At 41.1% G+C, this 23,241-nt stretch carries 15 protein-coding genes; all 15 read left to right on the top strand.

Going from position 1 to position 23,241, the window contains the following annotated elements:
- The first annotated feature begins 93 nt into the window (after positions 1-93).
- The 15 genes from R8806_RS06740 (at position 94) to R8806_RS06670 (ending at position 23,191) form a co-directional block, all read left to right on the top strand.
- Positions 94-1,272, top strand: a complete 1,179-nt coding sequence (locus R8806_RS06740) for a FecR family protein (RefSeq protein ID WP_124316432.1) — start codon at positions 94-96, stop codon at positions 1,270-1,272.
- An 86-nt stretch (positions 1,273-1,358) separates the two neighbouring features.
- A complete protein-coding gene (locus tag R8806_RS06735; protein ID WP_124316431.1) occupies positions 1,359-4,748 on the top strand; it encodes a SusC/RagA family TonB-linked outer membrane protein in 3,390 nt (1,129 codons plus the stop codon).
- A gap of 11 nt (positions 4,749-4,759) precedes the next feature.
- Positions 4,760-6,205: a RagB/SusD family nutrient uptake outer membrane protein gene (locus R8806_RS06730; protein WP_124316430.1), complete on the top strand. Its 1,446-nt coding sequence runs from the start codon at positions 4,760-4,762 to the stop codon at positions 6,203-6,205.
- A gap of 8 nt (positions 6,206-6,213) precedes the next feature.
- Positions 6,214-6,969: a DUF4843 domain-containing protein gene (locus tag R8806_RS06725; protein ID WP_167513950.1), complete on the top strand. Its 756-nt coding sequence runs from the start codon at positions 6,214-6,216 to the stop codon at positions 6,967-6,969.
- A 29-nt stretch (positions 6,970-6,998) separates the two neighbouring features.
- On the top strand, positions 6,999-8,612 hold the full coding sequence (locus tag R8806_RS06720; protein ID WP_124318022.1) for a PKD-like family lipoprotein: 1,614 nt from the start codon (positions 6,999-7,001) through the stop codon (positions 8,610-8,612).
- An 11-nt stretch (positions 8,613-8,623) separates the two neighbouring features.
- Positions 8,624-9,517 carry a hypothetical protein gene (locus R8806_RS06715; protein WP_124318021.1) on the top strand — a complete coding sequence of 298 codons (894 nt, stop codon included), beginning with the start codon at positions 8,624-8,626 and terminating at the stop codon, positions 9,515-9,517.
- A 5-nt stretch (positions 9,518-9,522) separates the two neighbouring features.
- Positions 9,523-10,866 (top strand): TlpA family protein disulfide reductase, encoded by a 1,344-nt coding sequence (locus R8806_RS06710; RefSeq protein ID WP_164719925.1) that lies wholly within the window; start codon positions 9,523-9,525, stop codon positions 10,864-10,866.
- A gap of 510 nt (positions 10,867-11,376) precedes the next feature.
- Complete coding sequence (locus tag R8806_RS06705; RefSeq protein WP_151412209.1) at positions 11,377-11,949, top strand: RNA polymerase sigma factor; 573 nt, start codon at positions 11,377-11,379, stop codon at positions 11,947-11,949.
- 92 nt (positions 11,950-12,041) lie between these two features.
- Positions 12,042-13,214 (top strand): FecR family protein, encoded by a 1,173-nt coding sequence (locus R8806_RS06700; RefSeq protein ID WP_124318035.1) that lies wholly within the window; start codon positions 12,042-12,044, stop codon positions 13,212-13,214.
- Positions 13,215-13,298: 84 nt separating this feature from the next.
- Positions 13,299-16,625: a SusC/RagA family TonB-linked outer membrane protein gene (locus R8806_RS06695; RefSeq protein WP_124318036.1), complete on the top strand. Its 3,327-nt coding sequence runs from the start codon at positions 13,299-13,301 to the stop codon at positions 16,623-16,625.
- Between the two features lie 12 nt (positions 16,626-16,637).
- Positions 16,638-18,062 carry a RagB/SusD family nutrient uptake outer membrane protein gene (locus R8806_RS06690; protein WP_151412208.1) on the top strand — a complete coding sequence of 475 codons (1,425 nt, stop codon included), beginning with the start codon at positions 16,638-16,640 and terminating at the stop codon, positions 18,060-18,062.
- A gap of 16 nt (positions 18,063-18,078) precedes the next feature.
- The gene (locus tag R8806_RS06685; protein WP_158571860.1) at positions 18,079-18,840 is read left to right on the top strand and encodes a DUF4843 domain-containing protein; all 762 of its coding nucleotides are present in this window, start codon (positions 18,079-18,081) and stop codon (positions 18,838-18,840) included.
- A gap of 33 nt (positions 18,841-18,873) precedes the next feature.
- Complete coding sequence (locus tag R8806_RS06680; RefSeq protein ID WP_164719814.1) at positions 18,874-20,466, top strand: PKD-like family lipoprotein; 1,593 nt, start codon at positions 18,874-18,876, stop codon at positions 20,464-20,466.
- 3 nt (positions 20,467-20,469) lie between these two features.
- Positions 20,470-21,573: a TlpA disulfide reductase family protein gene (locus R8806_RS06675; protein ID WP_124317745.1), complete on the top strand. Its 1,104-nt coding sequence runs from the start codon at positions 20,470-20,472 to the stop codon at positions 21,571-21,573.
- Positions 21,574-21,757: 184 nt separating this feature from the next.
- The gene (locus R8806_RS06670) at positions 21,758-23,191 is read left to right on the top strand and encodes a hypothetical protein (RefSeq protein ID WP_229782929.1); all 1,434 of its coding nucleotides are present in this window, start codon (positions 21,758-21,760) and stop codon (positions 23,189-23,191) included.
- The last annotated feature ends 50 nt before the right edge of the window (positions 23,192-23,241 follow it).

Genomic DNA, 23,241 nt, shown 5'->3' with positions numbered 1-23,241 from the left:
AATAAATGTTAAATAGTTAAATGCAACATACCCGATCTACCATTTCTTGTGTTGTAAGATTGAAAGAATTGATAAATATTCAATACAAGTAGTATGGATAAAGCGAAGTTTGATGTTGCGATTTTGGTGGGGAAGTATCTTGCCAACAATTTGACGGATGAAGAACAAAAGTATCTGTCCGATTGGCTTTCTTCGTCAGAAAAGAATCGTGCATGGTTTGAACGGGTAACATCGGAGTCTTATCAGATTGAAAAAGGGAAAGCAACTCGTTCCATTAACGTGGAGGAGGGGTGGAAAGCTTTGGAACTTAAACGGGAATCCCGGCTGGGGGGACGTCGCCGTCGGATCTATTGGATGCGTTACGTGGCGATGTTTGTCTTACCTCTGGCTATTGCCGTTTTATTACACCAAGTGTATTATTCCCGTAAAGATAAGGTGGAAATGGTACAGACAATTACTTCGGGAACGAGTAAGGCAATTCTTATATTGGCAGACGGTTTACCCGTGGTGCTGGAACAACAACAGGAAAAAACGCTGAAGGAATCGGATGGAACCAAGATTAACGTTCTGAAAGAACATATCAGTTACGAGAGTGATGTTGATGATAAGCAAGAGAAGTCGGTATACCATGAGCTGGTTATTCCTCGCGGGGGAGAGTTTTCTTTGACTTTGTCTGACGGGACGGAGGTCTACATGAATGCAGATTCAAAATTGCGTTTCCCGACAAAGTTCGGGAAGGGGGAACGGGTGGTAGAGTTGGAAGGGGAGGCCTATTTTCAGGTTGTTCATAACGAGGATGCTCCTTTTATCGTGAAGACTTCCCGGATGGCGATAAAAGTTTTGGGAACGGAGTTTAATGTTTCCGCTTATGCGGAGGATTCTATTATACGCACGACGTTGGTTCGGGGTTCCGTGAAGATTTCTTCGGAAGTCAGCGGGGAAAGCGTGGTTCTTCATCCCGGGGAACAGTCGGCTCTCAACCGGGGAGATCATTCCATGCTGGTGAGCGAGGTGGATGTGTCGTATGCGATGGCTTGGAAAGAAGGGCGTTTACGTTTTAAGGAGAAACCTTTGAAAGAGGTGATGAAAATTATATCCCGTTGGTATGATGTTGACGTGGTGTACGAGGACGAGGAGGTGAAAGATTATCCTTTCGGGTGTAATTTTAGTCGCCATGCAACGATAGAACCTTTATTGAAAGTATTCGAGGCGACGGGTACAATTGAAACGAGTATTCACGGTAGAAAAATATGGATTAGAAAGAGAAAATAAAACGGAAGATGGTGGTACATCTCCCGCTTGAACAAGTACTTTGTGGTAAAAGTACTATAAAGTTAAATAAATAAACACTCAAAGTTATGAAAAAAAATCATGGATTCCCCTATAAATGGGGAATAAAAATGAGGTATGTGTTGCTTGTATTACAAGTGGCCCTATTTCTTCCCCAATGGGGACACGCGAGCAATAATGTTTTATTGCCGGGACCTAAGATTAGCTTTTCGATGAAAGATGCTTTGATGAAAGATGTCATCTGGGAACTTGAAAAACGATCCGGGTTTGTATTCGCTTACAACGCGAATGATTTGTTGAAGGCGGGAAAAGTGAACGTGGAGGTGAAGGACAAGGATGTCTATGAGGCGTTGGATATTTGCTTGAAAGGAACGGGCTTGACGTATGTCGTGCAACAAGATGTTATCGTGATCAAGCGGGCAGATGCTCCGGTGCAGGAAGTGAAAAAGGTCACGATTACGGGACGGGTTGTAGATAAGGATAGTCTGCCGTTGCCGGGGGTAACGATTTTATTAAAACACACGACAATGGGTGTGGTTACCGACCAGAACGGACGTTATAGCATCACGATCCCGGATGTACAGGAGCCCGTGTTGATTTTTACTTTCGTGGGAATGAAATCCCGGGAGGTGAAGTATACGGGAAATAACGTGATTAATATCGTGTTGGAAGATGATGTGACGGAGGTGGAAGAGGTCGTGGTAACAGGAATGTTTACCCGCAAGGCCAGTAGTTTCACGGGATCGGCAACGACGATTAAGGGGGATGAATTGTTGAAGGTGGGGAATCAGAATGTATTCCAGAGTTTGAAAGCCTTGGAGCCGGGATTGATGATTTTTGAAAGTATAGACTTCGGTTCCGATCCCAATAAAGTACCGGAGATGCAATTGCGGGGAACTTCAGTGATTGCGATGGATGTGGAAGGAGCTTCGGACCTTCGGGGAAATTTTGAGAATAATCCCAATATGCCTTTGTTTATTTTAGACGGTTTTGAAGCAGCGGCAGTAAAGATTTTTGATTTGGATATTAACCGGATCGAGTCCATCACCATATTGAAAGATGCTGCCGCAAAAGCTATTTATGGATCTAAAGCGGCCAATGGCGTGGTGGTTGTCGAAACAAAAAGATCGGTTTCAAAGAACTTGAGAGTGACTTATATGGGGAATGTAAATGTCGAGGCACCTGATTTGTCTTCTTATGATTTGTGTAATGCTCGTGAAAAGTTAGAAGCCGAACGCATATATGGGATGTATACTCCTAGTAGGACGGATGAAATTGATGGGGTGCTTCGTCTGGAACGTTTGTATATGGAGCGTTTGGCTAAAGTGGAGGCGGGTGTCAATACGGATTGGATGGCTAAACCTTTGAGAAATGGTGTTGGGCATAAACATTCTTTGATGATAGAATTGGGGGATAAAAATATCCAGTTGGTGGCTAATCTTTCATATAACAGCATTGCGGGAGTTATGAAAGGTTCGGATCGGGAAAATGTAGCAGGTTCCGTTTTTGCTTCATACCGAAATAACCGATTCCGTTTCCGGAATGAATTGTCTGTTAATATAAATCGTAGTAGTGATTCTCCTTACGGTGAATTCAGTGAATATACAAGACTGAATCCATACTGGACTCCGGTGGATCAATACGGCCAAATTACAAGAAATGCCGGAGACGAGGAGGCATATTATCCTAATCCTTTGTACAATGCGACACTGAATACAAGTCTGAAAGATAAATATACGGATATCACCGATAATTTCGAGGGTGAATACGATGTTTTTGAAGGCTTGAAAGTAAGGGCAAGGATTGGTTTTACTCGGAAATTTACCCGTGCGGATCATTTCTATCCGGCAAATCATTTGAAGTTCAACACCGTGCAAGAACTTCGGAAGAGGGGCTCCTATCAAATTAATACAGGAGAGGGGCAGACCATGGATTACGATTTCAGTTTGAACTACTCCCGTCAATTGGGCGACAAACATTATGTGTTTGGTTTCTTGAGCTATAGTCTGAGCGAAAATACTTTTGAGGAAGATATTTTCAAGGCTGAAGGTTTTCCCAGTGATAAGATGAACAGTATATTTTTTGCACGTCAGTACACGGAAAATTCTAAACCAACGGGTTCTGAATCTACAAGTCGTTCCGTTGGGGTAAATGCGGTATTCAACTATTCTTTTGATGATCGGCTTTTAATGGATGTGACGTATCGGACGAATGCTTCCAGTCAATTTGGAGCAAACCAGAGATGGGGAAATTTCTGGAGTTTCGGTGGTGGATGGAATATTCACAATGAGAAATGGATGAGAGAGCTGGGATGGTTTTCGCGTTTGAAACTCCGTGCTTCTCTTGGTAGTACCGGTTCTCAAGGGTCTAATGCTTACCAGTCACTTGCTACTTACAATTATAGCGATAAATATTATGAAGATGCTTTGGGTGCTTATTTATTGGGCATGAAGAATGATGATTTGAAGTGGCAGAAAAAAATGGATTATAACTTGGGGGTGGATATGACAGTGAAGAATTGTTTTAATCTGGTTTTCGATTATTATCAGAGTATTACGGAAAATCTTTTGGTCGCTTTAACTTTACCACCTTCTTCTGGTTTCACGACCGTGCAGGAAAATATAGGGAAAGTAAAAAATGCCGGAGTGGAAGTGAATATGAGTTATACCGTATTTTCACACGCGAAAGATCGGTCTTATCTGACATTAGCCTTGCGAGGTGCTCATAATAAGAATAAAGTACTCAAGATATCCGATTCTATGAAGGCTTATAACGAGCGGATGGATAAGGAGATGTTGGAAGGTGGAAAGCCTGTTATCAAATATTATGACGGGGTATCTATGAATGCAATCTGGGCTGTGCCTTCTCTAGGGATTGATCCTGCCACCGGAAGGGAAATTTATCGAAAGAAAGATGGAAGATCGACTTTTACCTACGATGTCAATGACATGGTTATCTGTGGGGATAATCTCCCCAAACTGAATGGAAGTTTTAGTATTAATTTGGGGTATAAAGGACTGGGGTTTAATATGACCTGCATATATGAATTAGGAGCTAAAATGTTCAATCAAACGCTGATAGATCGGGTTGAAAATGTAGATATGCATTATAATGTAGATCGGCGAGTGTTGGAAGGACGTTGGCAGAATCCGGGAGATGTGGTGCGTTTTCGTTCTCTGAAATCTTATTGGGATCCTGAAACCCAAACTTATCCCAGAGATGTACAGACGAAGGCTACTTCACGTTTTGTGCAGAAAAAGAATGAATTGAATATTTCTTCTATCAACATTTCCTATGATTTTTATCGTTATGCTTTTGTGAAACAGATCGGGTTGGAACGGTTAAGTCTTGCTTTTTACATGAATGACGTGGCAAAGTTGTCGACGATAAAGACGGAAAGGGGATTGGCTTATCCCTTTGCTCGAAATTATAATTTTTCATTACAAATGACATTTTAAATACTGGAAATATGAATAAAAAGATAAATACTTGTCGTTTGATAATCGGTTTTTGCCTTTTATCGTTCGGTCTGTCATCTTGTTCCGAGTGGCTGGATGTAAAACCCAAATCCGAGATTAAAGAAGATGAGTTATTCAAGACGGAACAAGGATTTAAAGATGCCATGACAGGGGTATATGTACTCATGACGGAGGCTCAATTGTATGGTCGGGAAATGACTTTTGGGTTGGTGGAAGCAATTGGACAGCAGTATGAAATGGATCAGGCAACGAATGATTATTATGATGCAACTCAGTTCCGGTATGAGGTGGAAAAGGTAACGGCTAAGGTTGATGGAATATGGAGTTCTGCCTATAAAGTTGTGGCGAATATTAATAATATTCTTGAAAATTTGGAAACGAACGGAGGGTGCGTGACGCCTCCGGTGTATGCGCAATTGAAGGCAGAATGTCTGGGATTGAGAGCTTTTATTCATTTTGACTTGTTGAGGTTATTCGGATGGGGAAATTTGAAAGAACGTCCGGATATGTTGAACCGGCTTTGCATTCCTTATGCTTTCCAATATACGAAAGAGATCGTTCCTCAAGTGACTGTTGGAACGGCATTGGAATATATGGAAAAAGATTTGACGGAGGCGGAGAAATTGATTTCTCATGATGTTGCAACATCTCGTTTTACCTTTAATTATTATGCTCTGTTGGCAACTAGGATGCGTATTGCCATGTGGAAAGGTGATTATTCTGTTGCCCGAAAATATGCGGAAAATTTATTGAATTATGAAACAGATTTTGCTTGGGTAAGCAGAAATGCATTGGAAACGAGTTATCCGGAGAATCGGGATTTGACTTTTTCAAGTGAATATCTTTTTGGATTAAGTATCGAGCAGTATAAAGATATTACGGATTCGAATTTGGAATTTAAATTAGTTGAAAATCAGGATAATCCGCAAATGTTTTTTCATACAGCCGAAATTGCGGCTCAACTTTTTGAAGTAGAGGAAAATATAGGCTCCGGTGATTATCGTTATAAATGGTTATATGCACAAGGAGGAGATCGGTTTGCTTTTTTAAAACTCAAGCAGTATGAAAAGAGTATTTATGGTAACCGGGTCCCGTTGATGAAGAAAGCTGAAATTTACTATACGTTGGCCGAATGTTTGAATGAGTCCGGAAATGAGTCCGAACGGCAGGCGGGAGTCGGTTACTTGAATACGGTGAGAAGTAAACGGAATATACCCCAAGCTTTAGATGTTAATATATCAAAGGATGAATTGCGGGAGGAAATTCAGAAAGAATGGCGGAAAGAGATGTTGTTGGAGGGACAAATGTTCTATTATTATAAACGTAGAGGAATTTCCAGTATCCCGCGTTGCAACATTACGATGACCGATCAGACGTATGTTTTACCTTTACCTCAGGCAGAATTGGAATTTGGAGGCCGAGAAAACAATAAATAGGAATGAATATGAAAAGAATGAATAGATATAGTTTATGTTGGTTGGTTTTGCTCCTTGTCTTGTTTGAAGGATGCGAGAAAGACGAACCGATGGGATATATAGGGCGTCCCGGGTTTTATTTTAATGGTAATGAGTTTTCTTATTCCTTCGCGGAAAATCCTTGGAAAACTGTAGATACCGTGATGTTGCCCGTTATTATTACCGGCAAACTTGAAAATTATGCCCGGACTTTAAAAGCCGAGGTGGTTAAAGATTCTTCAACAGCTACGGAAAATATGTACCAGTTGCTGGAAGGAACTTTGGGAGAAAATCAGTCGGAAGGTTTTATTCCTGTCGTGTTGAATTATGTTCCTTCGTTGGATGATATAACCGTGACTCTAAAAATACAGGCCGTGGCGAATGACGATTTTCAGGAACTTGATCTTGTTTTTCCCTCTTGCCGGTTGAATTTCACGGCTAAGATTATGAAACCTTTTAACTGGTCTCAACTGCAATATTTTTTCGGTACTTATTCTACTCGTTGGTGGCGGTTTATCATGGAAAAGTGTGAACGTACTTCTTTGCCTTTTTGGGATGATTTATGGTCTCCGATTCCTAATCCTGATCCTAGCAAATATAATATGTCTTATTACGAGATGTCCAATTTGCAGGAGATGATTCGGCAGGAGTTGAGAAATTACAATAGGAATTCTTTGACCGGACCGTTGACACATGATGACGGGGATTTGGCTGGGCAACAAGTCGTGATGCCAGCTCCTTATTAATAAGTTGAATAATTATTAAAACATGAATTATGAAATTTAAGATATTTCTGGGAGTATTTCTGTTGGGTTTGTTCGCAAGCTCTTGTTTTGAAGATGAGTCGGCGAAAGATGTAACATTATTTAATCCGTTAATGATTAATGATTTTTTGTCGTCGACTGAAATATATGTGACACAGGGAGATCGTTTGAGAGTAAAAGTACTGGCTTATAAAGAGGGGACGGATGATGCGAAACTGGAATATGAATGGCGTTTGGAAGGTCACGGGCAACATTTGGATTTGGGACATTCTATGATTCTGGATACGGTGATCAACGTGCCTATGAGTCGAGATGCCTATTCGCTTTTATTTAAAGTTACCGATACGGAATATGGATTAACTTTGAGTAAAAAATATAACTTGTATGTGACGGGACAATACGTGGCCGGTTTATTGGTGGCTGATACGAAAGACGGGATGACTTCCGATATTCATTTGGTGTCGAGTAAAAATTTTACACAAGACTATAATAGGGAAGAAGATAAACATGTTTTTTGGAATGTATACAGCGTGAATAATGGTCAAAACGTAAATGGCTTGATTCAAGACATGAAGAATGTTGTCGGCCGTGGATTTTTGGAACTATCTATTGCAACGGATCATTTGATCGAGGATTTGGACCCGTTGGATAATTTTACGGTCATGCGGAGAAATAATGATATGTTCATTAAGCCTTTCGAGGGCGAAATGAATGTCGGAAAATTGGGGACAAGTTCTTCAGGTCCCTATGACATTGCTGTTGTTAATGGTTTCCTTCATAAAAGGACTCAATACGAGGAGGTAATTACTTATGGTGTCGGTTTGGTTTTGAGTGATCTTTCGGATGATTATTATATCACAGAATATAAGTATCGTTCAACTAGACCTAGGGGATATGAAATTTACGGTGTCGCTTTTGATAAGAAAAATCAGCGTTTTCTAGCTTTCCCATCTATATATGGTGCAGACAAAAATAACTTGCGTATTTTTAAACGTAAGTCTGCAGATGGCAAATTGGATCCGAACAAACCGGGCAATGTAGATTGTAAATACATTGGTTATGGACCGAACAACACCTTGTATGCAGTTATACAGAATTTGGATTCAAAAGTATATGAAGTTTGGGAGTTCAATTTGGATTCGGATGATGAAAGTGCGGATAATGTTGTGAATAGACGTTATATATTGGATCAATGTCCGGACATTGATAAAGCCATATCTTTTAGTTCGCAAGCGATGGAGAGTATTTTGTATTACGCAACCGAGGATAAGGTATATACAGCTTTGATGACTTCGGAACATCCGAAAGCTTATCCAAAGTTCTCGGCTTCATACACTCACGACGGAATTACGGTTTCTAATGAGAAAATCACGGAAATCCGGGTTGTGGATGAGTGTCCCGGAAAGGTTGAAATCCCCGGGGAAGGAGGAGAAACGGAAACATTGGCCTCCGGACGTAATATGATTACGGTTGTAACCTATAATGATGTAACGAAGGAAGGGAAAGTCACCGTGGTGCCTATTCGGTCATTAAGTACCGGAGAAGTAGTGGAAGATCCTAAATTCTATCGCGTATACGATGGGTTCGGGCGTGTTTTAAAAACAACTTGTTTCCATACTCGTTAAATTGTAGCATAATGAAAAAGATAAAATATATTTTGATGTTGTTATTGGCAGGTATTTGGATCAGTGCTTGTCAGGATAATGATGATGTGAAACCTTCGAATGAAGGGTTGAATGAATTTAGAGTAAAAGAAATTGTCGGTCGCAACGATTTGTGGGGAGATTTTAAAATAAACTTGAACTATTCGGATGATCGTTTGGATATTGGAGTTGTGGTTAACAAAGATCAAGATACTATCGCTAATCTGACAAAAGGAATGGTTATTATGAAGGTTCCGGCTCTTTCACAGGAAGAGATTGACATGCTGGAGCCGGGGAGTGAGGTGCCTATGACAAGTAGGATTATTTATCAAGTGAACCGGACAACTCGGGAAGAATCGATTACTCATTATAAAAGAGAGGATTTGCAATTTACTTTTGACTATGAGGAAAATTATATTTATGAGTTTGACGATACCTTGTCCATGAATAAGAAAGTCATGAAATGGCGTTGTTTCGGGGAGGCTGACTGGGAAATTCCTTTAACCCGAATGGTATATACGTATGAAGGAAACCGGATAGAGCGGGGAGAATATGCGGTTTATGACCATCAATGGACAGTGATTTCTCATTGGGATTACAGTTATGACGGAGATCGGCAGACGGGGGTGAAAGTCGTGGGAACTAACGGGGAGGTGAATATGGAAAAAGTGTTTACCTATCTGGCAGATACAAAAATGAAGGTCGTGACAACTCAGGCTGGAAAATCTCATGAGGTAACGTATACTTTGGATGTGAATGGATACGTTGTTCGCGTAGAAGAGGAAAACGGAAATTATATGGATATGAAATATGAGGCGGGACACGGAAATTTCAGTGATTTTATTCCTCTGTCGGTGAAATTACAAGGTGAACCTTATATAAAATAATGAAGATGAGAGTGTGGTTAATGTTGTGTAGTCTTGCCGTCTTGAGTGGCTGCAAGACTACCCCTGTTGCGGAGATTCATTTGAAGGGACGTTTGGCTGATATGGGAAGTCAGGAAGTCAGTATGGAATATACCGGGGTGACTGGAGATTTCGGTACTGGTAGGAATGTGATGTTAAAGACGGATGGGGAGGGGTATTTTGATACGATCCTTCCGTTGAGAGAACCGATGTATTTCAATATCAGTCGTAACATTCTTTACCTTTCACCCGGTGATGATTTGGAAGTTTACTTGACACCGGATACCCGTCAAGCGACTTTTAAGGGAAAAGGGAGCGAGGCGCAGTTGTTTTTGAAAGATCGGCTTTATCCCAAGGGAGGCTCTTTTCTTTTGTCCGGACGGAATGTAAGGGAGAATTTTGAGAAGACGAAAGAGGTGGTGGATGCGCTTGCGGCTTCTAAATTGGCTCAACTGGATACTCTAAAGGGGGTAACGGAGCTTTTTAAGGAGAATGAACGTATTCGGGTAAAGGCGAATTTGTTGAATAGTTATTTGACTTATGCTCTGTATAATAAAGAAAATGCAGGAGCGTCACGGGAGGAACAAAGGCAATGGTACGGGCGTTTTATTACTTCTGTTACCCCGGATGTAAATCAACTGATGCGAGAGATTACGAAAAACGAGTATTTGGATATTATAGATGTCAGGGATGTGATCGTGTATAACTTGGACCAAGCGGAATTCATGCAAGGGGTGGAGATTACTCCGGAAATGCGGGAAATCAAGGAAGCTTTACAAGTTTTGGCGAAATTGGATTCATCAACAGATCCGGAGGTGATTCTGAGCATGGAGGAGAAGACAAAATCTTTTCAGCATGAGGGAATTGTTTCTGAATTACGGGAGAAGATCCGTAATGTGAAAAGTCTGATGACGGGACAACCGGCCCACGAGATTATCATGACGGATGTTGATGGGAATGAAGTCTTGTTGAGTAGTTTTAAAGGCAAAAATATTTATTTGGATTGTTGGGCGACGTGGTGCGGTCCTTGTATTCAGGAATCCCCGGCATTTGTTGCGTTAAGTGAGAAATATAAGGATAAAGATATTGTCTTTATTCAATTGTCAACAGATAATTCCAGAAAGACTTGGTTGAGTTACTTGAAACAAAAGGAATCGGTAGTGACTCAGTTTAATTCTGTCGATAACGAAGGATTGAGAGTGAACTGGCAGGTCAAGTATATTCCTCGTTTTATCTTGATTGACAAGGAATTTAATATTGTTGAATCTTTTGCCCCGAGGCCTTCTGATCCGGAAATTACCGAACATTTGGATGCCTTGCTTGCAAAATGAATGATTATTGATAAGTAAAAGTAATTGCCGGATTTTCTTCCGGCAATTATTTTTTCCGGTTGATACTCGTACTTTCTCATTAGGAATGCTTTATTTGCGGATTTAGGGATATTCAATAAACATTTAGTGCAAATTAATGTAAAATAGTGTATTCAAAATGTGATAATACAGTTATCATATTGTAAGCCGCTCCCATTCCGCTCCCATTCCTCCCCTATTCCTCTCCTATTAGAATAATAATATATTGTATTACAATAGGAATTATTAACATTTGGAAAAGTCGATTATAGCTATTTGAAAACAGGATAATAACCCTATCTGATAGAAATTTTATTTGAATGTCCGTTTCACGGGGATAAATCACTGTTTGTCCGGGTACACGTCGATGTGGAAACAATTGCTTGCATTTTTTCTTTTGGTGCATATGCTTGATATTATATTTTTTGGAGGATAATTATATTGTTTTGTGATTATAAAGCCGTACTTTTGTTCACCCGTGGGTCGCAAAGTATGGAGAGGAAAAATGAAGATACCAGTTTATTGTTGAAGCACTTGCAAGAAGGTGACGAACGAGCTTTTCGGACGTTATTTGAGGAGTTTTATGCATCATTGTGCTTGTTTGCAACCCGTTATTTGGGCGATCGAGAAGAGGCTGCGGATGTGGTGCAAGAGACGTTTTTAAAATACTGGAACAAACACACGGATTTTGATGATTACCGGAAGATAAAGTCTTTTCTTTATGTAGTTGTACGTCATGCCTGTCTTAATTTATTGCGTGATCGTGAGTTACGTTCCCGTATCCCCGAGGAGTGGATTGAGGATTCTGAACAGGAGTTTCGAAATCAGGTGATGGAAGAGGAGGTACATCGTATTTTTAATCATGCGATAGATAAACTGCCCTTACAGATGCGAATGGTGATTAATCTTTCTTTAGATGGATTGAAGAATTCGGAGATTGCAGAAAAAATGAATCTTTCGGAGGGAACCGTTCACGCCTACAAAAAAGAAGCCTACAAAAAGTTGAGAATCAGTTTGAAAGATTATTATTATTTATTGCCTTTTCTTTTATTCATATCTCGTTAAATATTAATTAACGTTAAATACCGAATATCAGACACTCCCTAAAATCCATTTTTTGTGTTCTAGCTATGAATTTAATCTAATAGTAGCATAAAATGGATGATGACTTCTTTGATATTGTTGAGCTAGTTAGTAAATACATGACAGGAGAATTGACCGGAACAGAACGGGAGAGTTTGGATAACTGGTTGAGTCTTTCCGAAGATAATCGTAAATGGTTTCATGAGGTTACCGAAAAAGAATTTATATACCGGAAACGTCAGGAGTTGAGATCCATTGATGTAAAGGGTGGATGGAAAGCTCTTTCTCGTAAACGAGTCAAGGAGAATAGGAGGCGATTGGGGATTCGTGCGTTGAAATATGCTTGTGTTTTTATTCTACTGGTTGTTTCTTCCATGTATTTTTTAATGCAGCGTGTTGATCGGGAAGAAATTATTCCAGTGGAGAGTGCCGAGATCCTTCCCGGAACTTCCCGGGCTATCCTTTACATGGCGAATGGTTCTATTATTGATCTAGCCAATCATGATCGGGATTCGTTGCGAGAATTAGATGGAACGATTATTGGCTTGGATGGCGAGAGTATTACTTATAAAAATGCGGTAGATTCGGTAGTCAGTTCAGATTTGTATAACGAGCTTGTGATTCCCCGTGGGGGAGAATACGTGTTGACGCTTGCGGATGGAACGTTGGTATGTTTGAATGCCGGATCAAAATTACGATTCCCTGTGCAATTTAGCGGAATCACGAGGAAAGTAGAATTGGAAGGGGAAGGGTATTTTCAAGTGGCACGTAATGAAGAAATGCCTTTTGTTGTAAGTGCATCCGGGGTGAATATCACGGTGTTGGGAACAGAGTTTAATGTATCGAATTATCCTGAAAATGAAGATGTACAGACGACATTGATCAAGGGTAAAGTACAAGTAACTCTTTCAGAAAATATGGATGGCTATACCCTGCATCCGGGGGAACAAGTCGTGTATAACAAAGAAAGCGGGGAGGTTACGGTGGCAAATGTTGACGTGTCGTATGTCACGGCTTGGCGGGAAGGGCGTCTTCGTTTCCGGGATCGTCCTCTAAAAGAGATCATGGATTTTATTTCTCGTTGGTATGATGTAGATGTGGTATATGAAGATGAGGTCGTGAAGAATTACCTTTTCGGGTGTAATTTTAATCGTCATGTGACGGTGACACCTTTGCTGGAACTATTCCAGAGTACGGGGACTGTCCGCTTTGAAGTAGTTGGAAAGAAAATCATCGTAAAAAAATAGCGAAGAATATGCAACTATTCTTCGCTCGTTAATAACACCTCTTGCTGGAGGCATTAAAAAATCGAATTTAATCAAATCAAAAGTATGAAAAAAAAACGTAGAAGTACTCGTTGGAAAGTAACAAATGTAAGAAATTTGTTTTTAGCTTTCCAGATGGCTATTGTTTTGGTGTTGTCCGGAGGACACGTGTATGGAATGGCGGATGAACCGCTACTTAATTTATCGTTGAAAAATGTGGCGATAAAGGACGCTCTTTGGGAGATTGAGAAGCAATCCAAGATGGTTTTCGTGTATAATGCAGATGACTTGGGTAAGGCTGGCAAGATCTCCGTGGAGATCAAGGGTAAAACGGTACGGGAGGCTTTGGACATTTGTTTGAAGAATTCCGGATTTGAATACACGATAGAACAGAATACGGTTGTCATCAAACGTAAAGTAGCGGCAAAAACGACTAATGTGCAAAAAATCACGGTAAAAGGAAAGGTTGTTGATAAAAGTGAGACGGGGTTACCGGGAGTAACTATTGTACTAAAGGGAACGAGTGTAGGTGTGGTAACCGATATGAATGGTCATTATTCGATAACCATCCCTTTGATGGGTAATCCGGTACTCGTGTTCTCTTTTATCGGGATGAAAAAACAGGAGGTGGCGGTCAATGATCGACAAGAGATTAACGTGATATTAGAAGAGGACCAGACCGAGATGGAGGAAGTTGTGGTTACCGGTATTTATTCCCGTAAAAAAGAGAGTTTCACGGGGTCTTCTCAAACGTATAAAGCGGAAGAGTTGAAAATGATAGGTAATCAGAATATTTTGCAAAGTTTAAAAGCGCTAGACCCGGCATTTAATATCATGGAAAACAACCAATACGGTTCTGACCCTAACCGTACTCCGGATATTGAGATACGGGGAAAAACGAGTATCGTGGGGATGAAAGAGGAATTTGGTGAAGACCCGAATCAACCTTTGTTTATTTTGGACGGTTTTGAAACGACGTTGGAAACGATCATGGACTTGAGCTTGGATCGTGTTGCTTCCGTGACATTGTTGAAAGATGCGGCTTCTACGGCTATTTATGGAGCGAAAGCGGCTAATGGAGTGGTGGTCGTGGAGACGAAAGCTCCCGTGCAAGGGCGTTTGCGCTTGTCCTATAATGGTAGTTTTGAGGTATCTTTTGCCGATTTGACGGATTATAATTTAATGAATGCGGCAGAGAAGTTGGAGTTTGAATTATTAGCCGGGAACTTTAAGTCGAATTTGATCGCTTTCGAGGAAGCCAACAAGATACGTTATAATAACTTGTTATATAATGTGAATCGGGGTGTGAACACGTATTGGATGTCAGAGCCGTTGCGGACGGGATTAACTCAACGTCATAATGTTTACGTGGAAGGTGGTGACTCGCAGATGCGTTACGGTTTAGGGATAAACTACACGAACATTCAGGGGGTAATGCAGGAATCCCGTCGTCAGGTGATGAGTGGAAATCTGGATTTGTTATATCGGAAAGGTAAGTTGAGTTATAGTAATAAATTGACTGTCGATTACACGAAGACGAACGACCCCATTGTACCTTTCAGCGAGTATTCACGTGCTAACCCGTATTATACCAAGTATAACGAGGATGGGGGGATTGACAAGTGGTTGGAAAATAACGAAGAACTTGGAGTTTCGGTTCCCAATCCTTTGTGGAATGCATCTTTGAATAGTTATGACAAGGGAAATACGATAAGTATTCGGGATAATTTCCAGATGGAATATCGTCCGTGGAATTTCTTGTATGTTCGGGCTCGTTTCGGGATAACGAAATCTACTACGGATGATGAAACTTTCCGTTCCCCCGAGGATACAAAGTTTGATGATAGCGTGGAGTCTTTAAAGGGATCTTACACGGATATGCGTAGAGAGAGTTTGTCGTATGAAGGTGATTTCACGATAACTTATGGTCAATTACTTGCCGACGTACATCAGATCAATGCCGTGTTTGGAGCTTCCTGTAGTGAATCCAATAGTGATTACAAGTCATTTTCTGCGGCGGGCTTCCCGGAAGGAAACTTCACGAAGCCATCTTTTGCGAGTGGTTATGCTGCCAACGGAAAACCTTCTTATTCCGATTCTAAGAAAAGAACAGCAAATTTCTATTTTAACGGGGGATATTCTTACGATAACCGTTATCTGTTGGACGTGAACTTCCGTGCAGACGGTTCGTCCGTGTTTGGTTCCAACAAGCAATTCACGACGACTTGGGCTATCGGGTTGGCTTGGAACTTGCATAATGAGGGTTTCATCAAGAATAACACGGATTTTTTCTCGATGCTAAAGTTGAGGGCTTCAATCGGTAACCCGGGAAACCAGAATTTTGGTTCTTACAAGACAATCACGACTTACAAATTTAATAACTGGTTGTTGAATGACTTTGGAACCGGACTATTGGTTGATGCATTCGGGGATCCGGATTTAGAATGGCAGAAGACCATCGATAAAAATATCGGTTTTGATGTGAGTATGTTTAATAATCGTTTTCACGTGAACTTCGATTATTATTACAAAGTGACCGATCCGTTGATGGCGTCAATCGGGATCCCTTTATCCGTGGGTGTTTCTCAACGACTGGCTAACGTGGGTAAACAAGTAAGTAAGGGATATAACGGGACGATTAAATACGCATTTATTTATCGCCCGAAAGAACGCATCAACTGGACAACGAGTTTTACTTTCCGTCATGGTCATTCCTATTATGACAAGATCGGTAAAAACTTGGATCAGTATAATAAAGAAAATCGTTCCAATAGTTTGGCTCGTTATTATGATGGAGGAAGTCCTTCTGATTTATGGTCTGTTCGTTCGTTAGGAATTGATCCTGCAACGGGGAAAGAATTATTCCTTACAGAGAAAGGTAGAATAACATTCACTTATGACTATGCTGATGAGGTTGTCGTGGGAAATTCCGAACCGGACTTGGAAGGAGTGTTAGGGAATTCTTTTTACTATAAAGGTTTTTCTTGTAATTTTTATTGGCGTTATAGCTTCGGTGCGGATGCGTTCAACCGGACGGTATACAGCAAAGTGGAAAACATCTCCAAGGAAAGTTTGAAGCAAAATCAGGACAAGCGAGCCTTGTATGATCGTTGGAAAGAACCGGGAAATGGAGCAAAGTATAAGGGAATTTCGTTGACTGAAAATACTCCGATTTCTTCCCGATTTGTACAGAAAAATAATTACTTGACCCTTGAGTCTGTCCGGGTGGCATACGAGTTTAGCCCGGAATGGATGCAGAAGATTCATTTTTCAGGGATGACGGTAAGTGCTTATATGAATGATATTTGTCGGTTCTCGACGATCGAGGATGAGCGTGGTATTGATTACCCGTTTGCCCGGAGTTTTTCGTTCGCGTTATCGATTAATTTTTAATGGGATAGAGGTATGAAAAGATATATTTATTTGTTAGTGGTAACTTGTTTGTTCGGTTGTTCGGATTGGTTGAATGTTCAACCGAGTGACCGGGTGGCAGAGGAATCTGCATTTTCCACGATTGCGGGATTCAAACAAGCGTTGAATGGCGTGTATGTTGATTTAAATGCTACCGAGCTGTACGGACAGACCCTCACGTGTGAAATGCTTGAAATCTTAGCACAGCGTTATAATATAAATCAGGAAAACAAGGAGTGGTCAGCTTTCATGACGTATGATTTTGCCGGATCTTACACCTTGAATCGGGTAGAAAAAATTTGGGAAAGAGCCTATAACTTGATCGCCAATACGAACTTGATCATAAAGAATTGTGACGAGCGGCGGGAAGTGCTACCGGATGATTATTACCAGATGATAAAAGGTGAGGCTTTGGCGTTGAGAGGTTTTTTACATTTTGATTTATTTCGTTTGTTCGGGCCAGTTTATGGGGTAGATTCCACGTTAGAATCAATTCCTTATTACAAGGAATTTGCCTTGGATGTACAACCTACGCTGATTGGTACTGAATTCATGAAAAACGTGATCGTTGATTTACGGGCGGCGAAAGATTTATTGTCAACAGATCCGATTATCACGAATGGAGTAGCCGGAGATCCTTCGGACAAATTTAAGTCCAAGCGGAACTTGCGTTTGAATTACTATGCTGTCCAAGGATTGTTGTCCCGGGCTTATATGTATATCGGGGAATTGGATAGTGCTTTAGTATATGCCCAAAATGTGATTGATGTTCATGAACGTATTTTCCCGTGGGTAACTAGAAATGAAGCCGTGGCGGGAACGGAGCCGGACAGGGTATTTTCATCTGAAGTTTTGTTTGCCTCGCAGAATCGAAATGTCGGAGGATTGTATAATTCGCTTTTTAATGGAGAATCCTTGAAGATTTCTTCATTGCTGGGAATACGTAATGATGTAGCCAAGTATAGATTCGATAATGCGGAGGAATCGGATATAAGAGTATTAAGTTTCATGAAAAATAAGGCAACCGTGAGTGGGGTGGATTATCGTTTGTTTAACAAGTTTGAATCTGCGGTTGGAGATTCTATTTATTCGCAGATGATGCCCCTTATACGAGTTAGCGAACTTTATTTGATGGTTTCTGAGATATATTATGAACAGGGACAGAAAAGTAAGGGGGCTCCTTATTTTAATGCTTTAAGGGAAAATCGGGGGCTTTCCGGTGTTTCGACTTCCTCTTACCCGAGTTATTTGCTTGATGAATGGTGGAGGGAGTTTATCGGGGAAGGACAATTATTCTATTATTACAAACGGACGATGGCGGAAGAGATGCATTCGGCGACAAACGCGTATAATGAAACATCCGTGAAATTGAGTAATTATGTTCTGCCGATACCTGATGGCGAAACGAAATATAATTAAGAAGAAAGGAGAGATTATGAAACAGATATGCTATATAATATTATTCTTCACGGCTTTCTTTTATGCTTGTGAAAAAGATGTGGATAGTTACGAGGGGGAAAGTGGTATTTATTTTGACACGGAAGGCAAGTTGAACGACACGGTTGTGGTGTCTTGGGGAATGAAAGCCGGGGACGTGGTAACCCGTAATTTGAAATTGCGTGTTATGCTCGTCGGTACGGTGGCGGATTATGACAGGAAGTTTACCGTGGATGTGATTTCTGATCAAACAGATACGTTGGCAGCTGAAGAGGGTGTTGATTTCGAGCCGTTTGATAAGGAATATACGATTCCCGCTAATGGAGCCTACGCGGATATAAATATCGTGCTAAAGCGTCGGGAGACGTTGAAACAGCGTAGTAGGCGTTTTACGGTGAAGTTGAATGAAACACCGGAATTACATTTCATGTACACGCGTCGTAGTCGGATAGACTCCCTTACTTCTTTGGACGTGGATTATCAACGAGTGGTTTTCATGAATGAAAATTTTCCTCGTCCGGGTTGGTGGACTCGTGAGGGGCAAAAACGATTCGGAGATTGGAGTCAAACAAAAGCCGGGTTAATTTGTGATGTGATGAATATAGATCGGGAAGTTTGGTTAGGTGTTTTGGGAGAAGGTACTTTCACGCAGGGTTATTTGTCCTACGTGGGAAAATACATGTATCGTTGGTTGCAGGAAAATCCGACGAAGGATGAGGATGGAGAATGGATGGAAATGGGACCGGATTCCCAAGATTAATTTAATTGTTTTATGAAGTATAAAATGAGAATTATGAAATATACAATATTCGGTTTATTATTCATCGTGATAGGATTTATTTGTTCTTGTGCGGATGATAAGGGCAATTACAATTATCAGGATATAAATAAATTATCAATTACAGGGATTGAAACGGGAAATGCGTATCGAAAAATCTCTCACGTGGATACCCTGAGGATTTATCCGGAAGTGAAAAGTCTGACGGGTGCTGAAGGAGAATATACTTATGAATGGAAGTTCATTCCGCAGAATGCGGATAAAGATAAAGGGGCGGATACGCTTGATTTCGTGGTGGCTACAACAAAGGATTTGGAGTTACCTATCACGTTAAAGGCGGATTCCTATACTTGTTTTTATCGGGTTGAAGATAAAGCGACCAAGGTAAGCTGGTATCAAAAGTTTTATTTGCAGGTGAGTAGCTTAACGAGCGAGGGGTGGATGGTGCTTTGTGAACAGGATGGCCAATCTCGTATGGATATGATCGTGAACGTGGATGCGAATACGGATATTATTTCTAGGGATATTTGGTCGGAAAGTGATTTGGTAACGGGAAAACCGGTAAAGCTTATGAGTAATTTTTCCGGTGCGGGAGGAAATATCTATTTGTTTACCTGCGAAAATGGAACTTATCGCTTGGACCAAACGGATATGCACGCTGGGGAAGATAATAATATCAAATGGAATTTTGGTGATCAGCCGAATCACATGCACGTGCAGGCATCCGGGGTTTCATTATACGATTATTATCAATATAACGGGAAATATGAGTTTATTGATTATCTGTATTGGATTGTTATTGATGAGAATGGTGATGTGTACTGTAATAACGTGTCTGTAAACGGAGGATTGTTTGAATTTCCGATTAATGAAATTAATGGTATGAAATTCAAGGCTGCGCCTTTCGTGGCGAATGCTTGCCGTTATCGGCGAGGTGGCGGTTCCTATACTTTAGGAGGTACTTCAACCATGTTGTATGATGAGGCTGGGCGTTTCATCGAGGTGAAGGCAAAATCCGGAGGAATTCCCTCTGTCATGAAATTTTCTGGGGATGAGATCCTTTTCCCGGCGGAGCAAGAGGGAAAGGAAATGGTTCTTATGCAATCCACGGTAAATGATGGACTGACCTATGTCGTGTTGAAAGATCGTGCCGGAGATTATTATTATTACGGGATTGTTTTAGGGACGGAAGGTGTAAACACACAGCGATACTATGGAAAGTTATCCGGAACCGATGTGGATCAAGCGACTCTTTTTGCTTGTCATCCGTTATACGGAACGTTATTTTACGCGACGAAGGACAGGATATATGAGTTTGACATGAAAAACCCAAGTACTCCGGTGAAAGAGATTTGTCATTTCCCGGGAGAAACTATAAAAGTGTTGAAATTTAATCCATTCTCGGCATTCCGTCAATATAAAGTTTGGGAGGATATGCGTAGTGAACATCTGGTAGTGGGAACCACGATTGATGGTGCTGACGAGAAAGGATGTGGTATCATGCGGACTTACGAGTTTGAACCGCAATGGGATAAAGCTCCTATTTTGAAGAAGGAACACAAAGGTTTAGGAAAGATCGTGGATATTGCCTATAAAGAAATAAGATAATATATGGTGAAGATTATGAGTGGCTGGTTGGTCATGTGGATGGCTCTTTTGTGTGGATGTCAATCAACTTCGAAATATATAATTCAGGGAAACTTTGCAGGTTATTCGGGGAAAGTATTTTTACTTTCCCCGAATATGGCCGATAAGCTGGATACGTTGGGAAGAGTGGAGGTTCGGAATGGTAATTTTCAACTGGCGGGAATGGTTGAAAAGCCTAGATTCGTATGGCTGGAAGTGGAGAACAGGAAGTTGAAAATTCCCATGTTTCTTGAAAATACGTCCTATTCGGTTCTAGTGGATATGAAGGAACAACCAGCGACGTGGAGAGTTACCGGGGGAGAACTTCAACAGGTACGTGAACGCTTTAAACGTGAAGTGGAGGATATGATACGGGAAAAACGGGATTCGTTGGAAGGCGAGTATCAAAAGTGTGCCGAAGAAAAAAATCTTTTCGGAAAATTCCATGTGCGGGCTTTGCTCGAAGGATTGGATTCTCTTTACGAGAAGAAGGAGGACGAGTTTATCCGGGAGAATGATAACCTCGTGTCCGCAAGTTTGATTTACGTGCGATTGTCTGCCTTGAATAAAAACAAGATGCTGAGGGGAAAATATGAATTATTCGGTGATTCTGCCCGTAATTCTATTCTCGGGAAAATTCTGGCACGATACGTCGAGAATGAAGTTGATTTGAGGAAAGGGGCTTTATTTCCAGACTTCACCTTGCAGACACCGCAAGGTAAATCCGTATCTTTGTATTCCGTGAAGGCAAAAGTAAAGATTGTTGATTTTTGGGCTTCGTGGTGTGGCCCGTGTAGGGCAGAGAATCCTCACGTGAAGGAGTTGTACGAGAAGTATCACGACAAAGGGTTAGAAGTTATCAGCGTGTCGTTGGATGATAAAAAAGATAAATGGCAGAAGGCTATCGAACAGGACGGTTTACCTTGGATTCACGTGTCTGATTTACAGGCGTGGGGAAATCCGTTGGTGAAGATGTTGGGTATACAGGGAATCCCTTACTTGATTGTTTTGGATAAAGATAATCGGATTGTCGGGACCAGATTGCGAGGAGAGCAATTGGATCGGTGTGTGATGGAGGCAATACGATGAATTCGAGTTTTGTTTTGTATGAGATGGTATATTTTAACGTAAATTTAACCTAAAATGTCGGGTATTAAAATTGATTGATGCTTATATTTGAAAACTAATTAAGTTTGTGTTTTTATATATTATTTATTGCGAAATGAAACAAGTTTACCGATTATCAATTTTATTGTGTTTAATGATCTCGGTGATGTCTTCATTTGCTCAAAAGAAGAAAGCAAATGGACGTGCCGGAGGCGAGTATGTAGTGTTGGCATCCAAGGCTGTACAACAGGATGCAGCGTGGATGCAAGTAGTTAATGCGTTAAAAGAAAAGCATGGTGCGGAGGTCTTTTTTTACGAGAAAGCGCCTCGTGAGAATCTGGCGGACCTTCAACGGGTGAAACCGCGTTACGTGGCTATCGTGGAGAAACCGGAGAATTTGAACCGGGATTACGTGATTGATATGCATCACGTGAGTCGTGAGGTGGATGAGGACATTTTTGCCGATTTCCTTTGGGGTATCATCACCGGTTATGATGCAAATGGGGCGATGAAGATGTTGGACAACAGCACGGAACCTTTGGTGATTAAGAACGCCGTGGCTACGATTACAGAATTAAAGAGTGCCAAATGGTTTGACCGTTACGCTTGGGTGGATGATCAGACACTGGGATTATGGGGCGAGAAGGCAGGCAAAGGAGAGGCCGTGAAAACGGGTAATGTCTCCGTGGATGGACGATTGAAGAAACTCTCGGATATGTATGCTGCATGTGATCCGGACTTGGTGGTAACGGCATGGCATGCCACGGAAAAGGATTTGCAGGTGCGTTATTCCACGGGAGACATCCGGGCGAAAGACGGGAAGTTGTATTTCAATGATCATAAAACGAAAGCGACTTGGGATGTGCCGGAAAGTGGAAAACGGAAAGTGTTTTTTGCCGTGGGTAATTGTTTGATCGGTAACGTGAATAACACGAAAGAAAGTATGGCTATCGCTTGGATGAATGGTAGTAATGCTGCCACGATGATCGGTTACGTCGTGACCACTTGGCACGGGCGTAATGGTTGGGGTGGTTTGAAATACTGGTTGACCAATCCGGGACGTTATTCTTTGGCAGAGGCTGTTTACATGAATCAACAGGATTTCTTGTACCAGCAATATCAATGGTATCCTTCTTTGATCAAGGAAAACTATAATTTCGATGGGAATGAGTTCCTAATTGCTGCTCAGAAAGTTGCTAAAGCGATGAATGCTCAACAACCCACGAATGATCAGATCGGTTTCTGGCATGACCGCGATGTGTTGGCTTATTACGGTGATCCGAAATGGAATGTGCGTTTGCAGGAGATTCCGGAAGAGACTGATTTTACGGTGACTTCCAAGGTAAAAGGTAAGAAATGCATCATCACGATCAAGACGAAAGAGAATTTCAGCTTGGAACGTATGAAAGGGGATAAGTTCAAACAGGAACACGTGTTGGATTTGCCTTTCAGTTACTTCTTCCCTGAACGTTTGAATAATCCTCGATTGGCTGCCGGACAAGATTGGAAGGCTGCCGTGGACGAGAACTTCCTGATTATTTATGATCCGGATTTCAAACCCAATATGACGTATGAAGTTGTACTGGATATAGATAAATAAAGTATTTATTTTATTATAAGAAAAGAGGTCGTTCCAAAAAACGACCTCTT

It is taken from the genome of Butyricimonas faecihominis, assembly GCF_033096445.1.
Taxonomy (GTDB): Bacteria; Bacteroidota; Bacteroidia; order Bacteroidales; family Marinifilaceae; genus Butyricimonas; species Butyricimonas faecihominis.
This window is presented reverse-complemented; position numbering and strand designations above follow the sequence as displayed.